This is a genomic window from Clostridium sp. OS1-26, from assembly GCF_030915445.1.
Classification (GTDB): Bacteria; Bacillota; Clostridia; order Clostridiales; family Clostridiaceae; genus Clostridium_AM.
This window is the reverse complement of sequence record NZ_CP133264.1, coordinates 1974610-1995004: the sequence shown is the minus strand read 5'-3', so window position 1 is coordinate 1995004 and position 20395 is coordinate 1974610. Positions and strand designations below refer to the sequence as shown.

The window sequence follows — 20395 nt, the reverse complement described above, 5'->3', positions numbered from 1 at the left end:
CTCCTCTCATATTTTATCTATTTCATACAATAACAAAGCAATATTTTAGATATTTAGCTTGTCACTTTTCTTCATGTGCTTGATAGCTAACATCTAACTATATTAATTCTTTTAATTCCTATGCTTTTTAATATATTGATAAAATCATCTACTTTTTCTTCACATTTCTCTATTTCCATAAATAAAAAACATTCTTTATAATTATTAGTACTTAGATTATATATATAATTAATGTTTTCATTATAAAAGCTTTCTAATTTATACTTTTTTCTTATTGGATATCCATCCTTTTCATTAGGTATTATTGGGCTCCTAGTTATTGATTGATAATACACCTGACCTTTTATTCCCTTACTTAACATCATTGGAATATACATAAATTCCTCTATACCTAGAGCCAAAATTTTTTCCTTATCATATTTAGGTTTGAGCTTTAATCTTTCTCTTGATATAATTTTTTCTAATTTTTTCTGATCACTTCTACTAATTCCAAATCTTCCTGTGTATTTTAAGTAGTTTTTATCCCCTTGGTATTCTTCAAAATCTAGGTTAATCTTATTTATTTCTATATTTCCATCATTTTTGAAATCACTTTCAATTTTATCCTCTAATTGATTTTCTTCATCAAGTTCAAACTTAAAATTTCCATTAAAAAGATAAATAAATTCTATTTCACAATTTAGTTCTTTTGCCTTTTTATCTATCTCTTCCTTTTTCTTTTTACTAATCCAATTTAATATAGAAACAATTATATATTTATTACAATTACATGCCTTTTGAAATTGTTCTATTATATTAATACAAGTTTTTGCAGTTGTAATCTCATCATCAACTAGAATAATAGTATCTATATTATCTATTACATTTAAATTTTCACTATATAAGTTTTGCTCTATTGCATGTGAATGTTCTTCTTTAAACTCTATCTTTTTCATATTATTTATTTTCTCTCTAGTTGTATGAATAAAAAAATTTGCACTTTCTAAATATGAAAAAAATGAATGTGCTAATGCTGTTGCCGTTTCTGCAAAACCAATAACCATTTGATTTTGTTTTTTATAATCTTTATATTTAAGTTTATAAGCTTGTGACAATAAATATCCAAGTTCATCAACTTGATTTGGTTCTACTGGTAAATGCTTGCCCAATTTTTTGAAACAAATAAAAACTTTCTCTTATTATTATCTCTAATTGCTAATTCTAAATAATCTTCTATTTTTAAATTTAAAGGATTATCTTCTATATTAATGTTACAATTAAAATTCAAACAACTCATTAGCTGACTTCCCTTCATTGAATACTCCGTAAATTTCTGCTAGAATCATAATCTTTTTTGCCCATTTTAAATGAGTATTTACTTCGTTCATTCGTTCAGATGAAAAACTAGAACTAACACCACATTTATAATCAACCTTTTTAATTATGTCTTTTGCATCTACATAATCTTCATAGCTTATTATATGCATAGCTTGTACAACTTTAAGTTGAAGAGGATGTATTACAGTCTTTCCTATAAAGGTATTTAGCTTATCTAAATAAATCTCTTTCATATATGAATCTAAAATATCTTTATTCTTTAAATCGTAAAATTCAGATACCCCTCCACTAATAGGTATATCTATATCATCGTTCCCACCTATAGTACTTATTAAATTTGTGCAAAATTCATTAAAAATTATATTATCATAAATGGTTAATTTTTTATTTCTACGAAGTCCATAAGCCCCTAACATATCCGTAACACCAATTCTTATATTTAGTATTCTATGTTTATTTTCTTTAACTACCTTGTATAACTCTTGAAAGGCTCTATCTTTTGTTTTAATATTTACAAACTCTGTAGTCTCTATTATTGGCATTATGTACAAACTGTTACATTTTAAATCATCAATTCTGTCTAAGAATTCACTTATCACTTCATTATTAGCTTTAGGTATTATAACTCCAGTTAATAAATCTAGGTTTTCTTCTAACACTTCACTAAACCTTACCATTTGCTCAGCATTTCTGAATCTAATGAAGACTAATGGAAGTTCTTCTTTGGTTTTTTGTCTATTCTTTAAATAATTAAATAGGTTTTTTATGTTATCTATACTTTCAAGTTCTCCATGTACACCAATTGAATCTTCTAAACATATTGCCATAGAAGCTATTCCATAATTTTTTCTGTCAATAGCTTTGTAAAGCATCTCTTTATTTATTGCTGGAATATATAAAAGTGCACCTATTGCATATTTCAATATATTTATATCATAGGTTTTATCAAAATACTCTGGCAATTTATAAAATAACTTTTTTTCTTCTTGATTAAAATAATTAAAATATTTCATTTTTATTCCTCACTAACAAAGCATATGAAAGAAAATAACAAGTTAAAAATAAGATGTATATTTTTATCTATTAAGTGCAAATTTCGATGTAATTTGATACGAAAATGCTAACCTATTATCTTCTAAACATGCCTAAATAATCACTACATTATAAATAATTCTTTAACATACATTAACCTTAATCATTTTGTATATTTAATTAATTAAACTTATTGTTGTATAATATTATTTTTATTACATAATATTATTTAATTTAAATAGCATTTTAAATTTTCTAAAAAACCTATATTCCATAATCCTATTATAGTCACATTTACAATATTAGACCTATACTACCATAATTTATTATTCTACAAAAATCTTTAATATCCTCCAAAACATAGGAATTTAAATACTAATAAATAAAATTTCTATAAAATTAAACGCTCTAATCTCAGTCTAGAGTTTAGAGCATTTATAATATTACTTTTCCATATTTAAAATCATGTCTACTTATTAAATTATAAATTAATAAATCCCAGTCCAAACACATTTTTTATTTCATAGCTTAAAATATAATTATTTTCATAGTAAAATTCTTAAATTAAGCTATTATAGAATATTGTTCTTAAATCAAAGGGCAAACTTGCCATTATATCGACAGCTTGTATGGAAGTATCTAATTTTCTACTGTTTTTCTGTCATATGAATTATTACTTAGATTTGTACATTAAGTGTTGCGATATTTAGGTATACTCATGTGCAGTATACATTTAATGATTTTTTAATAATACTTAATTTTGCTTATCTAAATTATGCAGAAAAAATAAAAGAGCCTTAAAAAAGGCCCTAAAAATTCCGATATGAAAATAAACAAACTCTCTTTTTTATTTAATATACTATTTTACGTCTACCATCCTCCATGCAGTTTTATCCAGCATATGCTCTCCTACAGATGTTGTAGCGTTTATAAACATATGATTAAATTCTCCTAAACTTTTACTTGGAATAATGATGTGTATAAACTTTCCTGATATCGAATGATTTGCTCCCTCTATATTTGTTATTGAAATACTCGAATTATTTTCTGCTATCATATTATTATCTTTTATCTTAAGACTAAGTCTAGATGTTTTGTCTTTATTAAATAGTACCGCATTTACATTATAGGTAGTTAGCTCTTCGATTTCTGAATCTGCTTCTAAAAAAATGTGTAAATTATTTTCTTTAGAAACTTCTGCGTACACTCCTGTAATATCTGCATTTCTACTAATCTGCAAAGTTAATGTATCTTGCAATGGATCAGTAATTACTTTATTTCTCCCTTCAGGCTTTATCTCATTATCATTTCTCATATTTTTTATACTCTTGAGATCTGGGTATTCGCCTAAAAGCTCATTTTTTCTCTCAAAAGCAGTTATAAGCGGCTTTAATGCCCTAAATTGAGTTTTGTAATTTTGAATAGCTTGAGCTTTTTCTTCTATATCATTGCTATCCATATCTAAAGCATACCAATTAGTACCTATATTTATTAGTTTTTTGGGTGGCACTAAATAAAGAGATGTATTTCTCTCAAGTGGTGTTGGCCAATCACCTCTATGCACAAGGTACAACCATAATTTTTCAGGTGTATAATTCATAGCTGTTAGAGTATATTCAACAAAAGCGTTAACTGCCCAATGATCTGGATGTCTATCATTTGGATGTGGCATAGCTATATAGTTTGGTTTATAATCTCTAATTATTTTTGTCATGTCATTAACTACACTTTCACCAGCATAAGCAGCACCCTTTGTATAACTATTAGAATAAGGAGACTTATTCGATTGAGTAAAGCTACTAGTATAAGGATTACTTTTATCCCAATTATAATTCCAAAGATATGCTATTCCACCATCTGGATATCCTAAGAATATTATATCTTCTTTAGATAAGCCAAGTTTTTTTAATGCATCTATACTTTCTTGTTGTCTTGTATAACCAAACTTCACAAAATCGCTTTGCTTAGGAAATGGATTAAGATAATCTAGCTGTATGGCACTCTTAAAACCATCGCCATTAGTAATTAATACAACCTTTACTTTAGCACCATTTTCAATAGATTTCTTTATAAATTCTCCAGTTCCTAATACTTCATCATCATTATGTGGAGAAAATATTAATACTCTTGACCCTTTCTCAGGTAATTGTATATTATTCATATTAAGTCTTACAAAATAATTAGAAATGAATTCTCTAGAAAAAAATATAATAGCACAAGTAGTGATAACAATTGCCAGGATTATTATCACTTTTCTTGCTAATTTCCCTATTTTCATATATATCCCCTTTAAATTTTAAAAATTATACCTCTTTTTTGTCAAACACATAATAACCCATTGTAAAAAAGATTGCTGCATAGGATAACATCATAAATAGAGTGTTAATGTTTCTTAAGAAACTAGTATTCCCTACTGACCAAATTGAATACCAGTTTAAATAGGATGTAAAAATAATATTATTAAGTCCTTTTATAAATAATGATAATGCTTTAATACTAATAAAAGATAAAATACATGTAATTAATGCTCCACTACTACTTTTAAAAAACTGTGCTATAAAAGCTGCAAATATGGACAAAACTACTGCTGGAATTATATCAATAAAATATGCAAAAATAATCTGAGAAATACTTTGTATCATAAGACCTTGATGTAAAAACATTGTAGAAATCATAGACACAATAAGAACAACTAGTAAGTTTATAATAATATATATAGCTACTGCCGCATTCTTAGAAGTAAAAATTTTTAATCTATTTATAGGCCTTATAAGGACTAATTTCAAGGATCTATCTCCAATCTCGCCTGAAAATAATTCTGATACTACCATAAATATAAACAAAGGTAAAAATATATTAGTAAATATGCTTAATATCATCAATGGAAAACTCAATGAATCTAAAGCAATAAATACAATCTTTGCTTGAATACTGGAAATAAAAAAAGCTGATAGAAAACATATAATAGCTGTAATTGCTAAGAATGCTGTTATCTTTTTCTTTAGGAAAAGTTTTTGAATTTCATTTATTATATTTGCTTTAAGGCTATTCATTAGCTTGACTCCTCCTTTTATTTATCTCATTCATATAGAAATCCTCTAAGGAGGCATACTTTTCTTTTATATTATTTATTTCTTCTCCTGAATTTATTAATTTACCTTTATGAATTATAGCCACTTTACTGCACATAAGTTCTATTTCGTGTACAAGGTGACTTGATATAAAAAATGTTATTTTTTTCTCACTAGCTAATTGGATTATTAAGTTTCTCATTTGAACTGTACCTTCTATATCTAATCCATTAGTAGGTTCGTCTAAAATTACCAATTCGGGTTTAGACAAAAGCGCTGAAGCTAAGGCTAACCTTTGTTTCATCCCTAAAGAAAATTTAGATACTTTCTCATTTTTAAATTCCTTAAGTTCAACCATTTCAAGTATTTCATCTATATCAGATTCCTTAATGTTACTATAGAACCTAGAAGCTATTTTTAAATTGTTATATGCACTCATATATTCATAGGCATCCGCTGTTTCAATAATTGCTCCTACTTTCTCTAGAGCTTTTTCAAATTGAGTCTTTATATTAAAGCCTAAGATTTTAACTTCTCCACTCTCAAACATATTTAATCCCATAATTGACTTCATTACCGTAGTTTTACCTGCACCATTTGGTCCAAGAAAACCAAAAACATCACCTTTATAAACATCGAAGCTTACATCCTTTACACCTCTACCATTCTTATAGAGCTTAGTTAAATTTTTTACTTCTAAAACCTTTTCCATACTATTTCCTCTCTACAATATATATAGTAAAAATTGAGCAAGATATAAATCTGCTCAATCTTTACAGCATTAATTTTTCTCTTATTAGGTTTTGCAGAAATCTAATTATTAATCTCTTCCTCTAAATTGTTGAGTTATAGTTTTTACTTGTTTTCCAGTTAAATCAACGGTATCTGGAGTTGTACTGTTTATATTTGATAAATCTAAAGTAGCATCTATAGTAATTTCATGTGTTTTTCCCTGAGCATCTGTGCCAGTTAAAACTACCTTAGCAATTTGATTATCAAGTATATCGTTCTTATTAATGTCTCCAGTTACTTCTACAGACTTGATTTTTATATTGCTTTGAAGTTGTGGAAGTATGTTTCTTAAATTAGCATCTCCAGCTTTATTATTATGAATTGGTTCATCACTGTTTTTAACCATAGCCATTGATGCTAAAGCATTTACTAATGGTGTTACATCATTTTCATTTAAATTTATAGATACTTTTTTACTACCGTCATTGCTATCAGCTATTGATACATTATTTTTCATGTTACCTACTAAAGTATCAACTACAGTTTCTACACTTTTAGCTATTTCAGGATTTTCAGCCTTGTCTTTTTTATTGATATTTTTTTGTTTGTTTTCTCTTACGTTATACACATCACTAGTACTTGATTTAGATATATTTTTCCCATCCTGTCTGTATGTGCTAAAAGTTTGACTTCCATTACCTGATTTTACTGTAGTTACTTGACTCATGGCATTAGAAGCTAAATTAATTTTAGCATCAGTATTCATGTCAATTATATTGCTACCATTATCAGATACAGATACCTTTAAATTTGCAGTTTCATTCTTTAAGTTTTTAGTATCCTTTATAGCTGCTTTATAAGCTTCATAACCAGATAATTGTGAAGCATTTGCATAGGCAGTTCCAAAAAGTACAGTTCCACCTATAACCAAACTAGTTACCATTGCAACAAGTTTTTTATTCATACTTTATCCTCCAAGTCATAATAAAATTTAGAAAGTATATATAACCTTCTATGAATCAATCATAGTATTCTATCATTAAATTCACATTAACTAATTCTTAAATTTTCCTAAAGAGGTTTTACCAATATCTTAAATAGTAAATTCATAGAATATAAATAGGCCTTGAACATTTAAAAGTTCAAGGCCTATTCATACAGTTTTAAATAATGCTAATGTATCAATTAATCTATTTTATATTTTTTTACTTAAATTTCTTCACTTTCTTCATTGTCTAAATAAAGCTCTTCAGAATCACGATCATAATTAAAAAGTTCAGCATATCTACCCCAGTCTATTATAATGTCCATTATTCCTTCCATTTCATGCTGTGGAAAGTGCTTCTTAAATAACTCCTTAAAAAACTCTTCCTTCATGGTATGATTTCTCTTATTATTTAAAACATTCATTATAAGTCGGAACGTAGATATATTTTCTAGCTGTTCTTTGAACAGTTCTTTACTTTCATCTTTTTCTAATTCTACAAATTCTCTTCCAAGTTCTGTTATAAAAATATCTCCCTCTCTTACCTCTGCAAAGTTAAGCATAGAAATACCTTCTATATTAGGAAGAAGGTCATCTATTTCCATCATTAAATCTCCTCCTAATTGATATATGTCCATCTTACCCCCATTATCATCTATAAGTTCAAGAAGACCTGACATCACACCTACATGAGCATTTGGAATCTGAACTGGCTTTTCCCCAGCTTCTTTTTCCTTATTTGAGTTTATACTTTTGCTTAATTTTTCATCTTCGTTATCCTCAATTTTGCCCTTAATTAATAACTTATACACACTATCTACTAGCTTTTCAAACTCTGGTGATTTTCTATTTCTCGGATGTGGAAGATCTATCTTTATCTCTGCAACTATATGTGCAGGATTTCTACTAAGCATTACAATCTTATCTGCCATAAGCACTGCTTCTTCAATACCATGAGTAATCATTATTATACTTTTTATAGGCATTCTTTTTTCCTGCCATAATTCAACCAGTTCCGTTCTTAAGTTCTCTGCAGTTAAAAAATCTAATGCTGAAAAAGGTTCATCTAAACATAAAAGCTTTGGCTCTACTGCTAATGCTCTAGCAAAACCTACTCTTTGCCTCATTCCACCAGAAAGCTCTTTAGGATAAGCTTCCTCAAATCCATCAAGACCTATAAGACTTATAAGCTCTTCAGCCTTTCTTCTCATATAATCCTTTGGGAATCCTTTAGCCTTAAGCCCTAGCTCGACATTTTCACGAACAGTAAGCCATGGGTAAAGTGCAAAGGTCTGAAAAACGATAGAAGCATATGGATTTACTCCAGTTACTTTTTGTCCATCAAAAATTACTTCACCACTATCGGGTTTTACCAAACCAGTTATAGTTCTTAAAAGTGTTGATTTACCTGATCCAGAAGGACCTAGTATAGCTATAAATTCACCTTCATTTATAGTTAAATTTATATCTTCTAAAGTAGGCTTATCTGAGCCACCAAAATATTTTGTAATTTCTTTAACCTTTATAAACTCTTTTGCATTCTTCATATTTCCCACCCCTTTATAGTTCTATTTTAAATTTTTCTTCTGATAAGGTATATAATCTTTTCCATAGAGTTTTATTAACCCCAACTACCACAATACACATAACTAAAGTTCCTATTAGAAGCAAGGAATAATTCCCTTTTTCTGTCGCCTCTGATATAAGAGCTCCAAGACCTATTGTTGATACAGTTTTTCCTCCGAAGTTAACATACTCCGACACAATACTTGCATTCCAACATCCACCTGTAGCCGTTACCATACCAGTTAAAAGATAAGGGAATATTGAAGGAAGAATAAGTATCTTCCATTTTTTCCATCCAGTTACTCCAAAAGTCTTTGCCGCCGCTTTTAAATCTTCAGGAATAGCCATTGCTCCAGCAATTACATTAAATAATATATACCACTGAGTTCCCATAAGCATCAAAAGTACAGAAGCAACATTCAAGCCGCCAAGTTCATTCATAAAAAATACTAATATAACAGGGAAAAGTGCTGTTGCGGGAATTGACGCTACAACCTGAATAATTGGTTGCAGAATATTGGCAACTTTTTTATTCATACCTATAGCCACTCCTGCTGGTACTGTCCATATTAATGCTATAATTTGAGCTGCAATAACTCTTAGAAAGGAGTAACCTACAGCAGGTAGTATCCTTCCCCACTCATCTTTTGAAAGCTGCATTAATAGCTTAAAAGCATTGAATCCTGAATATAAAAGTAATCCGCAAATTAATATTCTAAAAATCCATTTAACTGTAAAACCTATACCTTTTCCTTTAGTTTCCTCTCTATTTGAAAGTTTTACTACAAATTTATCTATAAAATTATTTAATTTTTCTGCAAAAGGTTCAAATATTTTTTCAATAAAAAACTCAACAATTACAGATCTTCTTAAAAGAGTGAGAACAAAGGATCGAGGTGCTTCACTTGATTCAGTAAGTTCTATTTTAAACTTATCCGCCCAAACAGTTACTGGTTTCCAGAACAATTGATCTAAAAGGACAATAACAAGTATTAATGCAGCGATTCCCCATGTTAATGCTCTAGTATTTCCTTGGCTTGCTGCAGTTTGTAAAAAAGAACCGATACCTGGCAGTCTAAAGTCCTTACCCTTTAATGTAAACATCTCACAAGCCATAAGAAAGAACCATCCACCTGCCCAGGACATCATACTATTCCAGACCAATCCAATAATTGAAAATGGAACCTCTAGCTTTTTAAAATTCTGCCACTTATTTAACCCAAATACGCTAGAAGCTTCTTTTAAATCCTTAGGTAATATTTTTATAGAATGATAAAAACTAAAAGTCATATTCCAAGCCTGACCTGTAAATATCAATATGATACAAGATAATTCCAAACCTATATTATTATTAGGAAATAATGCTATCAGGCCTAAAACTACTGCTGGCAGAAATGATAGTACTGGTATAGATTGAAGTATATCTAATACTGGTACCATTATCTTTTCAGCTCTTTCGTTATGTGCAGCAACATATCCATATACAAGCGTAAATATCAAGGATAAAATATATGCTCCTGTCATTCTACCAACTGACTTTAGAACATACATTGGAAGATTTCTTATATCCGTTGAAACCTGTATTCCACTAGTACTTACGTTTCCTCTTATTCCTGGAGAAATCGCTAAATATAGTACTGCTGCAATTGCTAAAAATATAATTATATCAAGCACTCCAAATTTTCTGTTAACTATTGTCTTTTCTACTTTCATTTTACTCACTCTCCTTCTTATTTAATCAATAATTATCACCATCCTCAGTATCCGTAACCACCGCCACCTTTCATTGATTTAGACTTATGACGGAAAATACACTAGCTTACTTACTAGTTATTTTCTTTCATATGCCTTAATAGTAAAAATAAAAGAGCCCTAAAAAAGGCTCTAAAACTCTAAATACGAATAAATAAACATTCTTACAAATATCCTTCGTTGAGCTTTAGCACTATATAGCTTTGAGTTAAACTCAGCTACATTAAGTAAAACCTTAATCCGGCAGTACCTGTTGACCCATTGGCATCTTTCGATATTTTTGGGCAGTAGCGTATATCTAATATAGGAGCCTCACCTAACAATATATTATTTAATTTTTGTCTAAATTTCTTGTACTTTGTAAGTATAGATTTTTTTATTTAGTTTGTCAATAAAATATGCAGCTTTTCTGTGTTAAGTTTAATTTACATATAAAGCTATATTTTAGGAATCCTGTTTATCCGTTAAATATTTCTGTATAGTATCTAACACTATAGGAATACCTATTTTAATTTTATCCTCATTAACTTTACTTATACTAATCCTAAAATAATTATTAGTTTTATATTCTCTTAAAAAGCATGTACTTGTATCTAATAACTGTATATTCTTATTAGATAATGTACTTATTATCTTGTCATACCTAAGCTCATTATCTACGTATATACATGCAAAATATCCTGATTTAGGTATATTCCATTTTATTTTAGGATGTTGAAATTGTAAAATCGTATCTCTTAAACAGCTCATTCTATCGGAATATAATTTACTAATTTTTTTTCTATGTTTAGTAAACATACCGCTTTTTAAATAGATTTCTAAAGCACCTTGAGATAAGATTGGGCTATTCATATCTACCCATTTTTTATATTCTAAGAAAGTATTCATTAGTAACCTAGGTAGTATAACTGCTGCAATCCTTAAACCAGGCACAAGAATTTTTGAATAGCTTTTTAGATAAATAACCTTTGAAGAAGTGTCATAGGCAAACATGGGGTCTGATTTTTTATCTATTTCTAAATCTGCCATGATATCATCCTCAACAATATATACATTATATTTTTCCGCCATTTTAACTATTGCTTCCTTTTCTTCTCTAGTGTATGAATTTCCTGTTGGGTTATGAAACCTAGGAATAGTATAAAAAAACTTAATATTACCGTATTTAAATAACTTTTCTAATTCATGAAGATTAATACCATTAAATCCTCTCTCAATTCCTAAAGCAGAAACATTGTTTAATTCTAGAGATTTAATTATTCCGTAATAAGTTGGTTGTTCAACAAGAACATTAGAACTCCCATTTGGAAATGGCATGGTTGCTAAAATATTTAAAGCTTGTTGAGATCCTGTAGTTATAACAATATTATCTGGCTTGGTGAATATTTGATACTCTTTAAGATGATCAGCCAAAACTAGAATTAATGAATTTAACCCCCGAGGATCACAATAAGTAAATAGCGTTTCTTTATAAAGTTCTATAGCATTATTTAAACAGTGTTGAAATTTTTTATAAGGCAGAGTATCAATATCAGGAGCTCCTGACGAAAAGTCAATTAGAGGATTTTCAAAAGAATTATCGCTAGAGAAATCACTTTCTAATACATAATATCCGCTTTTAGATAATGAATAAATGATATGTTCCTTTTCGAGCTCATTATATGCTTTTAAAACAGTACCGATACTACATTCAAATAACTGAGATATACTTCTTAGAGAAGGTAATTTTTTCTTTGCTGTAAGATTTCCATTTAAGATCTCATTTTTAATATATTGAACAATTAGCTGATATTTTAGCAATTTAAACAGCTCCCTTAATTCTGTACTATAACAGTTATGAATTTTGTTTGTTGATACTTCAATTATACTATAATAATATGAGCTTATAATAAATGTTTATTAAATTTAAAGGGGATGTTAATATGAAAAATACTATTAAAACTGTAAGAGTTGCAGCAGTTCAAGCAGCACCAGTTATTATGGATCTTGACGCTACTGTTGAAAAGACTTTGAATTTAATTAAAGAAGCAGGAAAAAAAGGTGCAAATATAGTTGTTTTTCCTGAAGCATTCATTTCCGCTTATCCAAGAGGACTTTCCTTTGGATTTGTTGTCGGGAGCAGAACAATGGAGGGACGTAAAGATTGGCAGCGTTACTACGAAAATTCTGTAACAGTACCTAGTGATGTTACAGACATTCTCGGAAAAGCAGCTCAAGAAGCTGGTGTATACTTATCTATAGGAGTTATAGAAAAAGATGGTGAAGGACTAAATAATACTCTTTACTGCACAAACCTGTTCTTTGGACCTGATGGGAAACTTTTAGGGAAGCATAGAAAACTAAAACCTACAGGCACAGAACGTTGCATTTGGGGAGAGGGGGATGGAAGTACTCTTACAGTATTAGACACGCCTTATGGTAAAATGGGTTCCTTAATATGTTGGGAAAACTATATGCCATTAGCTCGCATGGCCTTATACTCTAAAGGCGTAACCATTTATATTGCTCCTACAGCAGATTCAAGAGAAGAATGGCAGTGTACTATGAGACATATAGCCTTAGAGGGTAGATGTTTTGTAATTGGATGTAATCAATATGTTGAAAAAAACATGTATCCAACAGATTTAAACTACTATCATGAATTAGAATCTCAGCCAGAAGTTATGTGTCCTGGCGGCAGCTGTATAGTTAATCCTTTTGGAAAATATGTAGTCGAGCCTGTTTATAATAGAGAAGAAATTTTAATTGCTGACTTGGAATTAGATGAAGTTGTACAAAGCAGAATAGATTTTGATGTAGTTGGTCATTACTCAAGGCCAGATGTATTTGAACTTATTATTCATGAATAGAATATGAATCGAAGCTAGCTAGCCTAGAAAAAAATATAGTGATTTTGTATTTAAAATACAAAATCACTATATTTAAATAAAAAAAAGCCTACATGGGGGAGCATGCGGCTAAATAGGGGATATTGTTTAATGAAAAGCTTATTAACATCAATAAAACCCGGTGTCCTATTGATGTTTTTCGACTTCATTTACAATATTATAATAACATTAATTGCATAATCAGTCAATATATTTTTAAAAAACATTTTTTTCGACATTATATCAAGCATTATTCGACATATCTCATCTTGAAATTATCTAGAATTCTTATCTCCTATAAAATTTAATGCTTATATTCATTTAAAAGCATTTAACTAAGTAACTAGATGCACTATATACTCCTATGCAAGTCAACATTTTTATATAGGGAGACTAACTAGAAAGTTAACTTATACAAAGGGATATGTTTCCAAAGCTGAAGGTAGATTTAAAAACTTTGTGTCAGTCTTAGCGAAGGGTCTTAAGACAACCTTAGAATCTTAGATACTGGTGAAAAGCCTAAATGGCTTTTCACGAGCGACTTATCAATGCTAATTGATAAGTTGGTCCGACTGAGCGGAGCGCTTTAGTGTTATATGAAACTCCTCTTCCTTACGTCAGAGGAGTACTCACTGAGTAAGCGACCATATCAAAATCGAAGATTTTGTATGTCTGCTTAACCGATTCGCACAAAATCATAGATTTTGGCTCTCTGCTTAACGGACTGAAGCTTGGAAACATAGCTCGGGGTATAAGTTAACTGACCGCCTTTTAGCCCTGTATAAAAATAAAAAGTTCCTAGTAAATACTAGAAACCTCTTACAATTACTTCTGTTGATTATTTTTTACTCTATTTGGTTTAGCTTTAGGCTTTATAACAACATTGCTTTTATTATTTTTTGTATTTCTTGCTCCTCTATTAGCTGTATTATATATAGCTCCACTTCTCAAATCTACAAACCATAAAAACAGTACTATGAATATCGCTGATTGAACATACTGCCATACAGTGCCATTTATATTATATTTAAAATATGCAGCAATCATAGTTGGTACAAAGAATGCCGCTATAGCTAATCCCAAAATCAGCCACTTATTTGGATGTAATTTTGATAACACATGAATTTTTAATTGATTATAAACTACTAAAAATATAATTACAAAAAATAAAATTTGAAAGGTCACTTTTAACCATAATGGCATTTTATTCTTCCCCCTTTGAGTTAGTATATATTACTTCTATTATTATACACTTTTAAATTTATAGCAATACCTTTATTAATAGCTTGTTAAGTATTACTGTAATTTTTTCATAATTACGTTATAATAATATTGAAATATTTTTATAGTATATTAAAATATTATTAAACGACTATACTAAATATTATATTTGTCTTTAAAATAAATATTAACAAAAAATATTTTTTATTAATACAATAATATTTAGTTCATAAAATTAACAAGGATTTCTGCTATAATAAAATTGCTTACTTTGTTAATATTATGCCAATTATGGAAATCATGTAATATAATAAATGAGGAGTGGTAATAAATGAATTTAAAGGTTAACGGATTAGACGATTTAGATCTTCAAATTTTGGATATACTTATTAAAGACTCAAGAACACCATTTTTAGAAATAGCAAGACAATGCCATGTAAGTGGAGGAACTATTCATGTTAGAATGAAAAAAATGGAGGATATGGGTATTATAAAAGGCACAAAACTTATAGTGGATAACTCAAAACTAGGTTACGATGTCTGCTGCTTCATTGGAATTTATCTCGACAAGGCTAGATCCTTCAATTTTGTGCTAGATCAATTGAAATTAGTAAAAGAAATTGTTGAGCTTCATTATACTACCGGACAATATTCAATCTTTGTAAAGGTTATCTGTAAAAACATTACTGATCTTCAAAACTTGTTAATGAATAAAATTCAGTCAGTAGAAGGTATTCAAAGCACAGATACATTCATATCTTTAGTTCAACCAATTGATAGAAATATGGAACTTAATATATTAGATAAATAAATTATAATTTTAGGGAAATTTTTTCCCTTTTTTTATTCTTTACTTATATTTTTTAAAAATTTGCGAATACTATTGTTGTACAAAATTATAAAGGAGATGTGAATATGAGAGCACTAGATGTTATTGCACTAATATTAGTTGTTATAGGTGCTATAAACTGGGGATTAATAGGATTCTTCCAGTTTAACTTAGTAGATTCATTATTCGGCACAATGTCTTCATTTAGCAGAATAGTATACGCACTTGTTGGCATAGCAGGATTATATGCTCTTTCATTTTTCGGGAGAGATAGAGACAGAACTAGAGATCCAGGAGAAGTTAAATAATCATTTAAATTTAAAATATCTCTAAAAGCGAAAGAGGAAAGTCTCATAAAAGCCTTTCCTCTTTCTATATTTAATTTAATAAAAATTTGGGGCAATATTATTTAAGCTCCACTTTAATGCCTCTATTTAAAGTATTGCTGTAGTCTATAAATCCATATACATCCTCACCAAATAATTCGCTAAATTTATTCAGCTCATCCAAGGATATGTCCTCTATAGCTTTGTTTTTTCCTTCACAATAAAGTACTATTTCCCCTATTACTTTATGTGCATCTCTGAAAGGCATTCCTTTATTTACAAGATAGTCTGCTGCTTCTGTAGCATTAAGGAACCCTTTTTTAACTGCATTAAAAGTATTTTCTTTTTTTACTTTTAATGAGGAGAGCATACCTCTCATAATTTTTAAACAGCTTAATATCGTATCTAAGGAGTTAAAAAACTGTTCTTTATCTTCCTGCATATCCTTGTTATAGGCAAGGGGAATGCCTTTCATAGTGGTAAGCAGTGCTATGAGTGATCCGTATACTCTCCCGGTTTTACCTCTTATGAGTTCTGCAGCATCTGGGTTCTTTTTCTGAGGCATAATGCTGCTTCCAGTTGAGAATTCATCATCTATTTCAATAAAGTCAAACTCTTTACTACTCCACAATATTAATTCTTCACTTAAGCGACTTAAATGCATCATCATTATAGAAAAACATGACAACAACTCTATAACATAATCTCTATCACTTACCCCATCTAAAAAATTATCTACTGGCTTTTTGAAACCTAATTCTTTAGCAGTAAAACTTCTATCTATATTATAAGTTGTTCCAGCTAATGCACAGCATCCTAATGGACTTTCATCTAATATCTCAATGGCATTTAGTACTCTCTTTTTATCTCTCATAAGCATATTGTAATAAGCCATAATGTGATGCTTAAAAGTTACTACCTGCGCCCTTTGAAGATGAGTATATCCTGGCATTATACAGTTATTTTCTTGGCCTAGCTTTACTATTGTATCTTGAAGCGCTTCTATATTTTCGATCACTTCAAAAGCTTTTCCTTTTGCATACAGCCTTAAGTCTACTGCTACCTGATCATTTCTGCTTCTAGATGTATGCAGTTTTTTACCAACCTGACCTATTCTTTGTATAAGATTCATTTCAACAAAACTGTGAATATCTTCGTAGTCACCCTCTATTTCAAGATTTCCATTTTCTATGTCTAAAAGTATTGAATTTAATCCTTCTAATATGCTTTTACATTCTTCCTCTGTTAAAATTCCACATTTAGTAAGCATCTTAACATGTGCAGTACTTCCTTGTATATCTTCATAATAAAGTGTTCTGTCAAAGCTTAGAGAACTGTTAAAGTCCTCCATAAGCTTATTTTCAGCCTTCTTAAATCTTCCACCCCAAAGCTTCATGATTATACTTCCTTATTTTTTTCCATCATAGCTTTAATCTTTAGCGGAAGACCAAATAGATTTATAAAACCTTCTGCATCTTTGTGGCTATATGAACTTGCACCGAAGGAAGATATACTTTCATCATAAAGAGCATATGGTGTATCTATACCTGCTACCATTACATTACCTTTATATAACTTTAATTTTACTGAACCTGTTACATTTTTCTGAGTAGAATCTACAAAAGCATCTAATGCATCTTTTAATGGTGTAAACCACAATCCATCATAAACTAATTCTCCATATTTTTGTGATACCATTTGTTTATAGTGGAAAGTTTGTTTATCAAGAGTTAATCTTTCAAGTTCCTTATGTGCTGCATAAAGAATTGTTCCACCTGGAGTTTCATAAACTCCTCTTGATTTCATTCCGACTAGTCTATTTTCAATTATATCAATTATTCCTATTCCGTTTTCTCCGCCTATTTTATTTAATATTTCTATTAACGCTACTGGTGCTATGTCCTCTCCATTTAATTTTGTAGGTATTCCTTGCTCAAAGTATACTTCTACATAAGTTACTTCATCCTTTGCCTTTTCAGGAGGAGTTGTCATAAGATACATACCTTGATTGTGCTCATTTTGTGGCTTTTCAAGTTCTCCGCCTTCATGGCTTAAGTGCCATAAATTTTGGTCTCTTGAGTATATCTTTGCCTTAGTTACAGGTATCTCTACTCCCTTAGATTTAGCATAATCTATAGCATCTTCTCTTGACTCTATATCCCATATTCTCCAAGGCGCAATTACCTTTATTGTAGGATCAAAAGCTGCTATACCAAGCTCAAAACGCACCTGGTCATTTCCTTTTCCTGTAGCTCCGTGAGCTATATATTTTGCTCCTTCAGCATGTGCTATTTCAACTAATTTTTTCGCAATTAATGGTCTTGCAAAAGAAGTTCCAAGTAAGTATTTTTCTTCGTATACAGCTCCTGCTTTTATACCTTTAAATATATAATCTGTTACAAATTCTTCTACCACATCTTCTATATATATTTTTGAAGCTCCAGTTCTTAAAGCTTTTGCTCTAACCTCTTCCATGTTATCTTCTTGACCTACATTTACGCAGGCTGCTATGACTTCTAAATCATAGTTCTCCTTAAGCCATGGAATTATTATTGATGTGTCCAATCCTCCTGAATATGCTAAAACAACTTTATCTTTCATGATAATTCCTCCCCTTTTTTAACAAGGAATTGAGAATGAGAATTTATTTTCATCCCCAATCCGATTTAATATCTTATTTATTTTTAATTTACAATACTTTTTCTAAGAAAGATTTGGTTCTTAGTTCTCTTGGATGTGAAAATATCTGTTCAGGTGTCCCTTGTTCTACAATTTTTCCTCCATCCATAAATATTACTCTATCAGCAACTTCTTTTGCGAAGCCCATTTCATGAGTTACAACAACCATTGTCATTCCTTCTTTTGCCAAGTCCTTCATAACATTTAAAACTTCTCCTACGAGCTCAGGATCTAGTGCTGAAGTTGGTTCATCAAATAACATTATATCCGGATTCATAGCCAAGGCTCTTGCAATTGCAACCCTTTGCTTTTGTCCACCAGAAAGCTTTGATGGATAATAGTTCATTTTATCAGCTAAGCCAACCTTTTCAAAAGCTTTTTTGCTCTCTCTAACACTTCATTTTTCTCTTCTTTTTTTACTGCAACTGGTGCTTCCATAACATTTTGTAACGCTGTCATATGAGGAAACAAATTAAAGTTTTGAAAAACCATTCCCATCTTTGTAGTTATCATTCGAAGCAGCTTTTTATTTTTGGGATTTAACTCCTCACCTTCAATAACTACCTTTCCACCATCAATTTCTTCAAGGTGGTTAAGGCATCTTAAAAAAGTACTTTTCCCTGAACCCGATGGTCCTATAACAACTAAAACTTCTCCTTTTTTAACTTTCACATTTAAGTCTTTAAATACTACAAGGTCATTAAACTTTTTAGTCAAGTTTGTAGCCTCTATCATATACTCCTTTGGGCTAAACTCTATATAATTATTTAATACTGCACTTTCCATATTATTTTCCCCCTCTAATCTCCTAAAGATATCTAATTCACGGGTTATCTATCCATAAACTTCTAACTTTTTCTCCATTAGTGAAAATGCTCCTGTAAATATAGTTGTCATTAAAAGATATAAGATACCTGCTGTTAAAAACACTTCTATTGGTTTAAAAGTAGTAGCATACATTTGCTGAGCTGATCTCATAAGCTCTACCATTGCTATTGTTGATACCAACGATGTATCCTTTAGCATCGCAATAAATTGATTACCCACAGGTGGTATTATTACTTTAAAAGTTTGTGGTAATATTATTCTTCTCATTGTATCTGCATAAGTAAACCCTAATGCTTTTGCAGCTTCAAACTGTCCTTTATCTATTGATTGTATTCCACCTCTTATTATCTCTGCCATATACGCAGCACAATTTAGTCCAAGACCAAGTACAGCTGCTGAAAAAGGCGTTAGTGTAATACCTATAAAAGGTAGTCCATAGTAAAAGAAAAATAATTGCAAAAGTAATGGAGTTCCTCTAAATATCCATGTATAAAAGCCAGAGATTGTCCTAAGTGCAACATTCTTTGATAGTTTTAAAAGCGCTAACAACACCCCTAGTATCGTTCCAAATATTAAAGTAATAACTGTAAGCTCTACCGTCATTATGCTCCCCTTCAGCAAAATCGGTAATGTATTTTTAATTGCCAATATGTCCACTGCCCTCACTCCACTCTAACTTAATTTTTTAACTCCTTATTTATATTATAATTATACATATAATATAATAATTATGCAATACCTTTTTTATATTTTATTTATTTTTTATGCAAATATAATTTAAGCATAATTTTACATCAACTGCTTATTTTCTATGATTTATGAGTTAAACTCTGCAATTTCTAATATATCGATACGAATTGTATGTATATTTAAGCTTTTATCTGTATGTTTTTTCTATAAATAAGTTATATATTAATTGCATAAATATGATGATATATTCCCCATTGATAGATTTTATTTTTAAAAGCTGTCGACATGTTGATAGCTACAATTAAATTACAGGTAAAATTAGGGTAAATTTACTTATAGGGTTATTAACTAGAAAGTTAACTTATATAAAGGGATATAAGTTAACTTTCGACTTTTTGCCACTACAAAAACTACACACAAAAAATAAAAATGTCCTTAGAATTTCTCTAAGGACATTTTTTTATCCGATGACTACCCGCTCTAATACTCCCTAGGGAGTA

The 20395-nt window shown here is 29.8% G+C and carries 17 protein-coding genes, 1 pseudogene and 1 riboswitch; of the genes and pseudogenes, 3 read left to right on the top strand and 15 right to left on the bottom strand.

Features of this window, described 5'->3' with window-relative positions:
• Positions 1 to 86 precede the first annotated feature (86 nt).
• The 10 genes from RCG18_RS09875 to RCG18_RS09830 all read right to left on the bottom strand — a co-directional run bounded on the left by RCG18_RS09875 (position 87) and on the right by RCG18_RS09830 (position 12255).
• Positions 87 to 1148 (bottom strand): phosphoribosyltransferase domain-containing protein, encoded by a 1062-nt coding sequence (locus RCG18_RS09875; protein WP_308041125.1) that lies wholly within the window; start codon positions 1146 to 1148, stop codon positions 87 to 89.
• Entirely contained in the window at positions 1127 to 1276 is a 150-nt protein-coding gene (locus RCG18_RS09870) for a hypothetical protein (RefSeq protein WP_308041124.1), read from the bottom strand. The genes RCG18_RS09875 and RCG18_RS09870 overlap by 22 nt, the downstream gene beginning before the upstream one ends.
• Positions 1257 to 2330, bottom strand: a complete 1074-nt coding sequence (locus tag RCG18_RS09865; RefSeq protein ID WP_308041123.1) for an HpcH/HpaI aldolase/citrate lyase family protein — start codon at positions 2328 to 2330, stop codon at positions 1257 to 1259. Before RCG18_RS09865 ends, RCG18_RS09870 begins: the two co-directional genes overlap by 20 nt.
• A gap of 878 nt (positions 2331 to 3208) precedes the next feature.
• The gene (locus RCG18_RS09860; RefSeq protein ID WP_308041121.1) at positions 3209 to 4627 is read right to left on the bottom strand and encodes a PIG-L family deacetylase; all 1419 of its coding nucleotides are present in this window, start codon (positions 4625 to 4627) and stop codon (positions 3209 to 3211) included.
• A gap of 25 nt (positions 4628 to 4652) precedes the next feature.
• On the bottom strand, positions 4653 to 5402 hold the full coding sequence (locus RCG18_RS09855; RefSeq protein ID WP_308041120.1) for an ABC transporter permease: 750 nt from the start codon (positions 5400 to 5402) through the stop codon (positions 4653 to 4655).
• Positions 5395 to 6132: an ATP-binding cassette domain-containing protein gene (locus tag RCG18_RS09850; protein ID WP_308041119.1), complete on the bottom strand. Its 738-nt coding sequence runs from the start codon at positions 6130 to 6132 to the stop codon at positions 5395 to 5397. Before RCG18_RS09850 ends, RCG18_RS09855 begins: the two co-directional genes overlap by 8 nt.
• A 108-nt stretch (positions 6133 to 6240) precedes the next feature.
• Positions 6241 to 7116, bottom strand: a complete 876-nt coding sequence (locus RCG18_RS09845) for a hypothetical protein (RefSeq protein ID WP_308041118.1) — start codon at positions 7114 to 7116, stop codon at positions 6241 to 6243.
• Between the two features lie 245 nt (positions 7117 to 7361).
• Positions 7362 to 8684, bottom strand: a complete 1323-nt coding sequence (locus RCG18_RS09840; protein ID WP_308041117.1) for a nitrate/sulfonate/bicarbonate ABC transporter ATP-binding protein — start codon at positions 8682 to 8684, stop codon at positions 7362 to 7364.
• Positions 8685 to 8697: 13 nt separating this feature from the next.
• The gene (locus RCG18_RS09835; RefSeq protein ID WP_308041116.1) at positions 8698 to 10416 is read right to left on the bottom strand and encodes an ABC transporter permease subunit; all 1719 of its coding nucleotides are present in this window, start codon (positions 10414 to 10416) and stop codon (positions 8698 to 8700) included.
• 204 nt (positions 10417 to 10620) lie between these two features.
• Positions 10621 to 10786, bottom strand: a riboswitch (M-box (ykoK) riboswitch).
• Positions 10787 to 10899: 113 nt separating this feature from the next.
• Positions 10900 to 12255, bottom strand: coding sequence for a PLP-dependent aminotransferase family protein (locus tag RCG18_RS09830; RefSeq protein ID WP_308041115.1), 1356 nt, complete (start codon positions 12253 to 12255; stop codon positions 10900 to 10902).
• Positions 12256 to 12377: 122 nt separating this feature from the next.
• Here RCG18_RS09830 and RCG18_RS09825 point away from each other — a divergent pair, with 122 nt between their 5' ends.
• Entirely contained in the window at positions 12378 to 13304 is a 927-nt protein-coding gene (locus RCG18_RS09825; protein WP_308041114.1) for a carbon-nitrogen hydrolase family protein, read from the top strand.
• An 843-nt stretch (positions 13305 to 14147) separates the two neighbouring features.
• Here the strand turns inward: RCG18_RS09825 and RCG18_RS09820 are convergent.
• Positions 14148 to 14525: a hypothetical protein gene (locus RCG18_RS09820; protein WP_308041113.1), complete on the bottom strand. Its 378-nt coding sequence runs from the start codon at positions 14523 to 14525 to the stop codon at positions 14148 to 14150.
• Between the two features lie 349 nt (positions 14526 to 14874).
• Here RCG18_RS09820 and RCG18_RS09815 point away from each other — a divergent pair, with 349 nt between their 5' ends.
• Complete coding sequence (locus RCG18_RS09815) at positions 14875 to 15354, top strand: Lrp/AsnC ligand binding domain-containing protein (RefSeq protein WP_308041112.1); 480 nt, start codon at positions 14875 to 14877, stop codon at positions 15352 to 15354.
• A 104-nt stretch (positions 15355 to 15458) separates the two neighbouring features.
• Positions 15459 to 15680: a DUF378 domain-containing protein gene (locus tag RCG18_RS09810; protein ID WP_308041111.1), complete on the top strand. Its 222-nt coding sequence runs from the start codon at positions 15459 to 15461 to the stop codon at positions 15678 to 15680.
• A 97-nt stretch (positions 15681 to 15777) separates the two neighbouring features.
• On the opposite strand, the gene argH is transcribed toward RCG18_RS09810, so the two are convergent.
• From argH to RCG18_RS09790, 4 genes and pseudogenes are all read right to left on the bottom strand, one after another.
• Positions 15778 to 17094, bottom strand: coding sequence for an argininosuccinate lyase (argH, locus tag RCG18_RS09805; RefSeq protein WP_308041110.1), 1317 nt, complete (start codon positions 17092 to 17094; stop codon positions 15778 to 15780).
• A 2-nt stretch (positions 17095 to 17096) separates the two neighbouring features.
• Entirely contained in the window at positions 17097 to 18299 is a 1203-nt protein-coding gene (locus tag RCG18_RS09800; protein WP_308041109.1) for an argininosuccinate synthase, read from the bottom strand.
• Positions 18300 to 18387: 88 nt separating this feature from the next.
• Positions 18388 to 19163, bottom strand: a pseudogene (locus RCG18_RS09795) (amino acid ABC transporter ATP-binding protein).
• A gap of 48 nt (positions 19164 to 19211) precedes the next feature.
• Positions 19212 to 19862: an amino acid ABC transporter permease gene (locus RCG18_RS09790; RefSeq protein WP_308041108.1), complete on the bottom strand. Its 651-nt coding sequence runs from the start codon at positions 19860 to 19862 to the stop codon at positions 19212 to 19214.
• Positions 19863 to 20395: the final 533 nt, after the last annotated feature.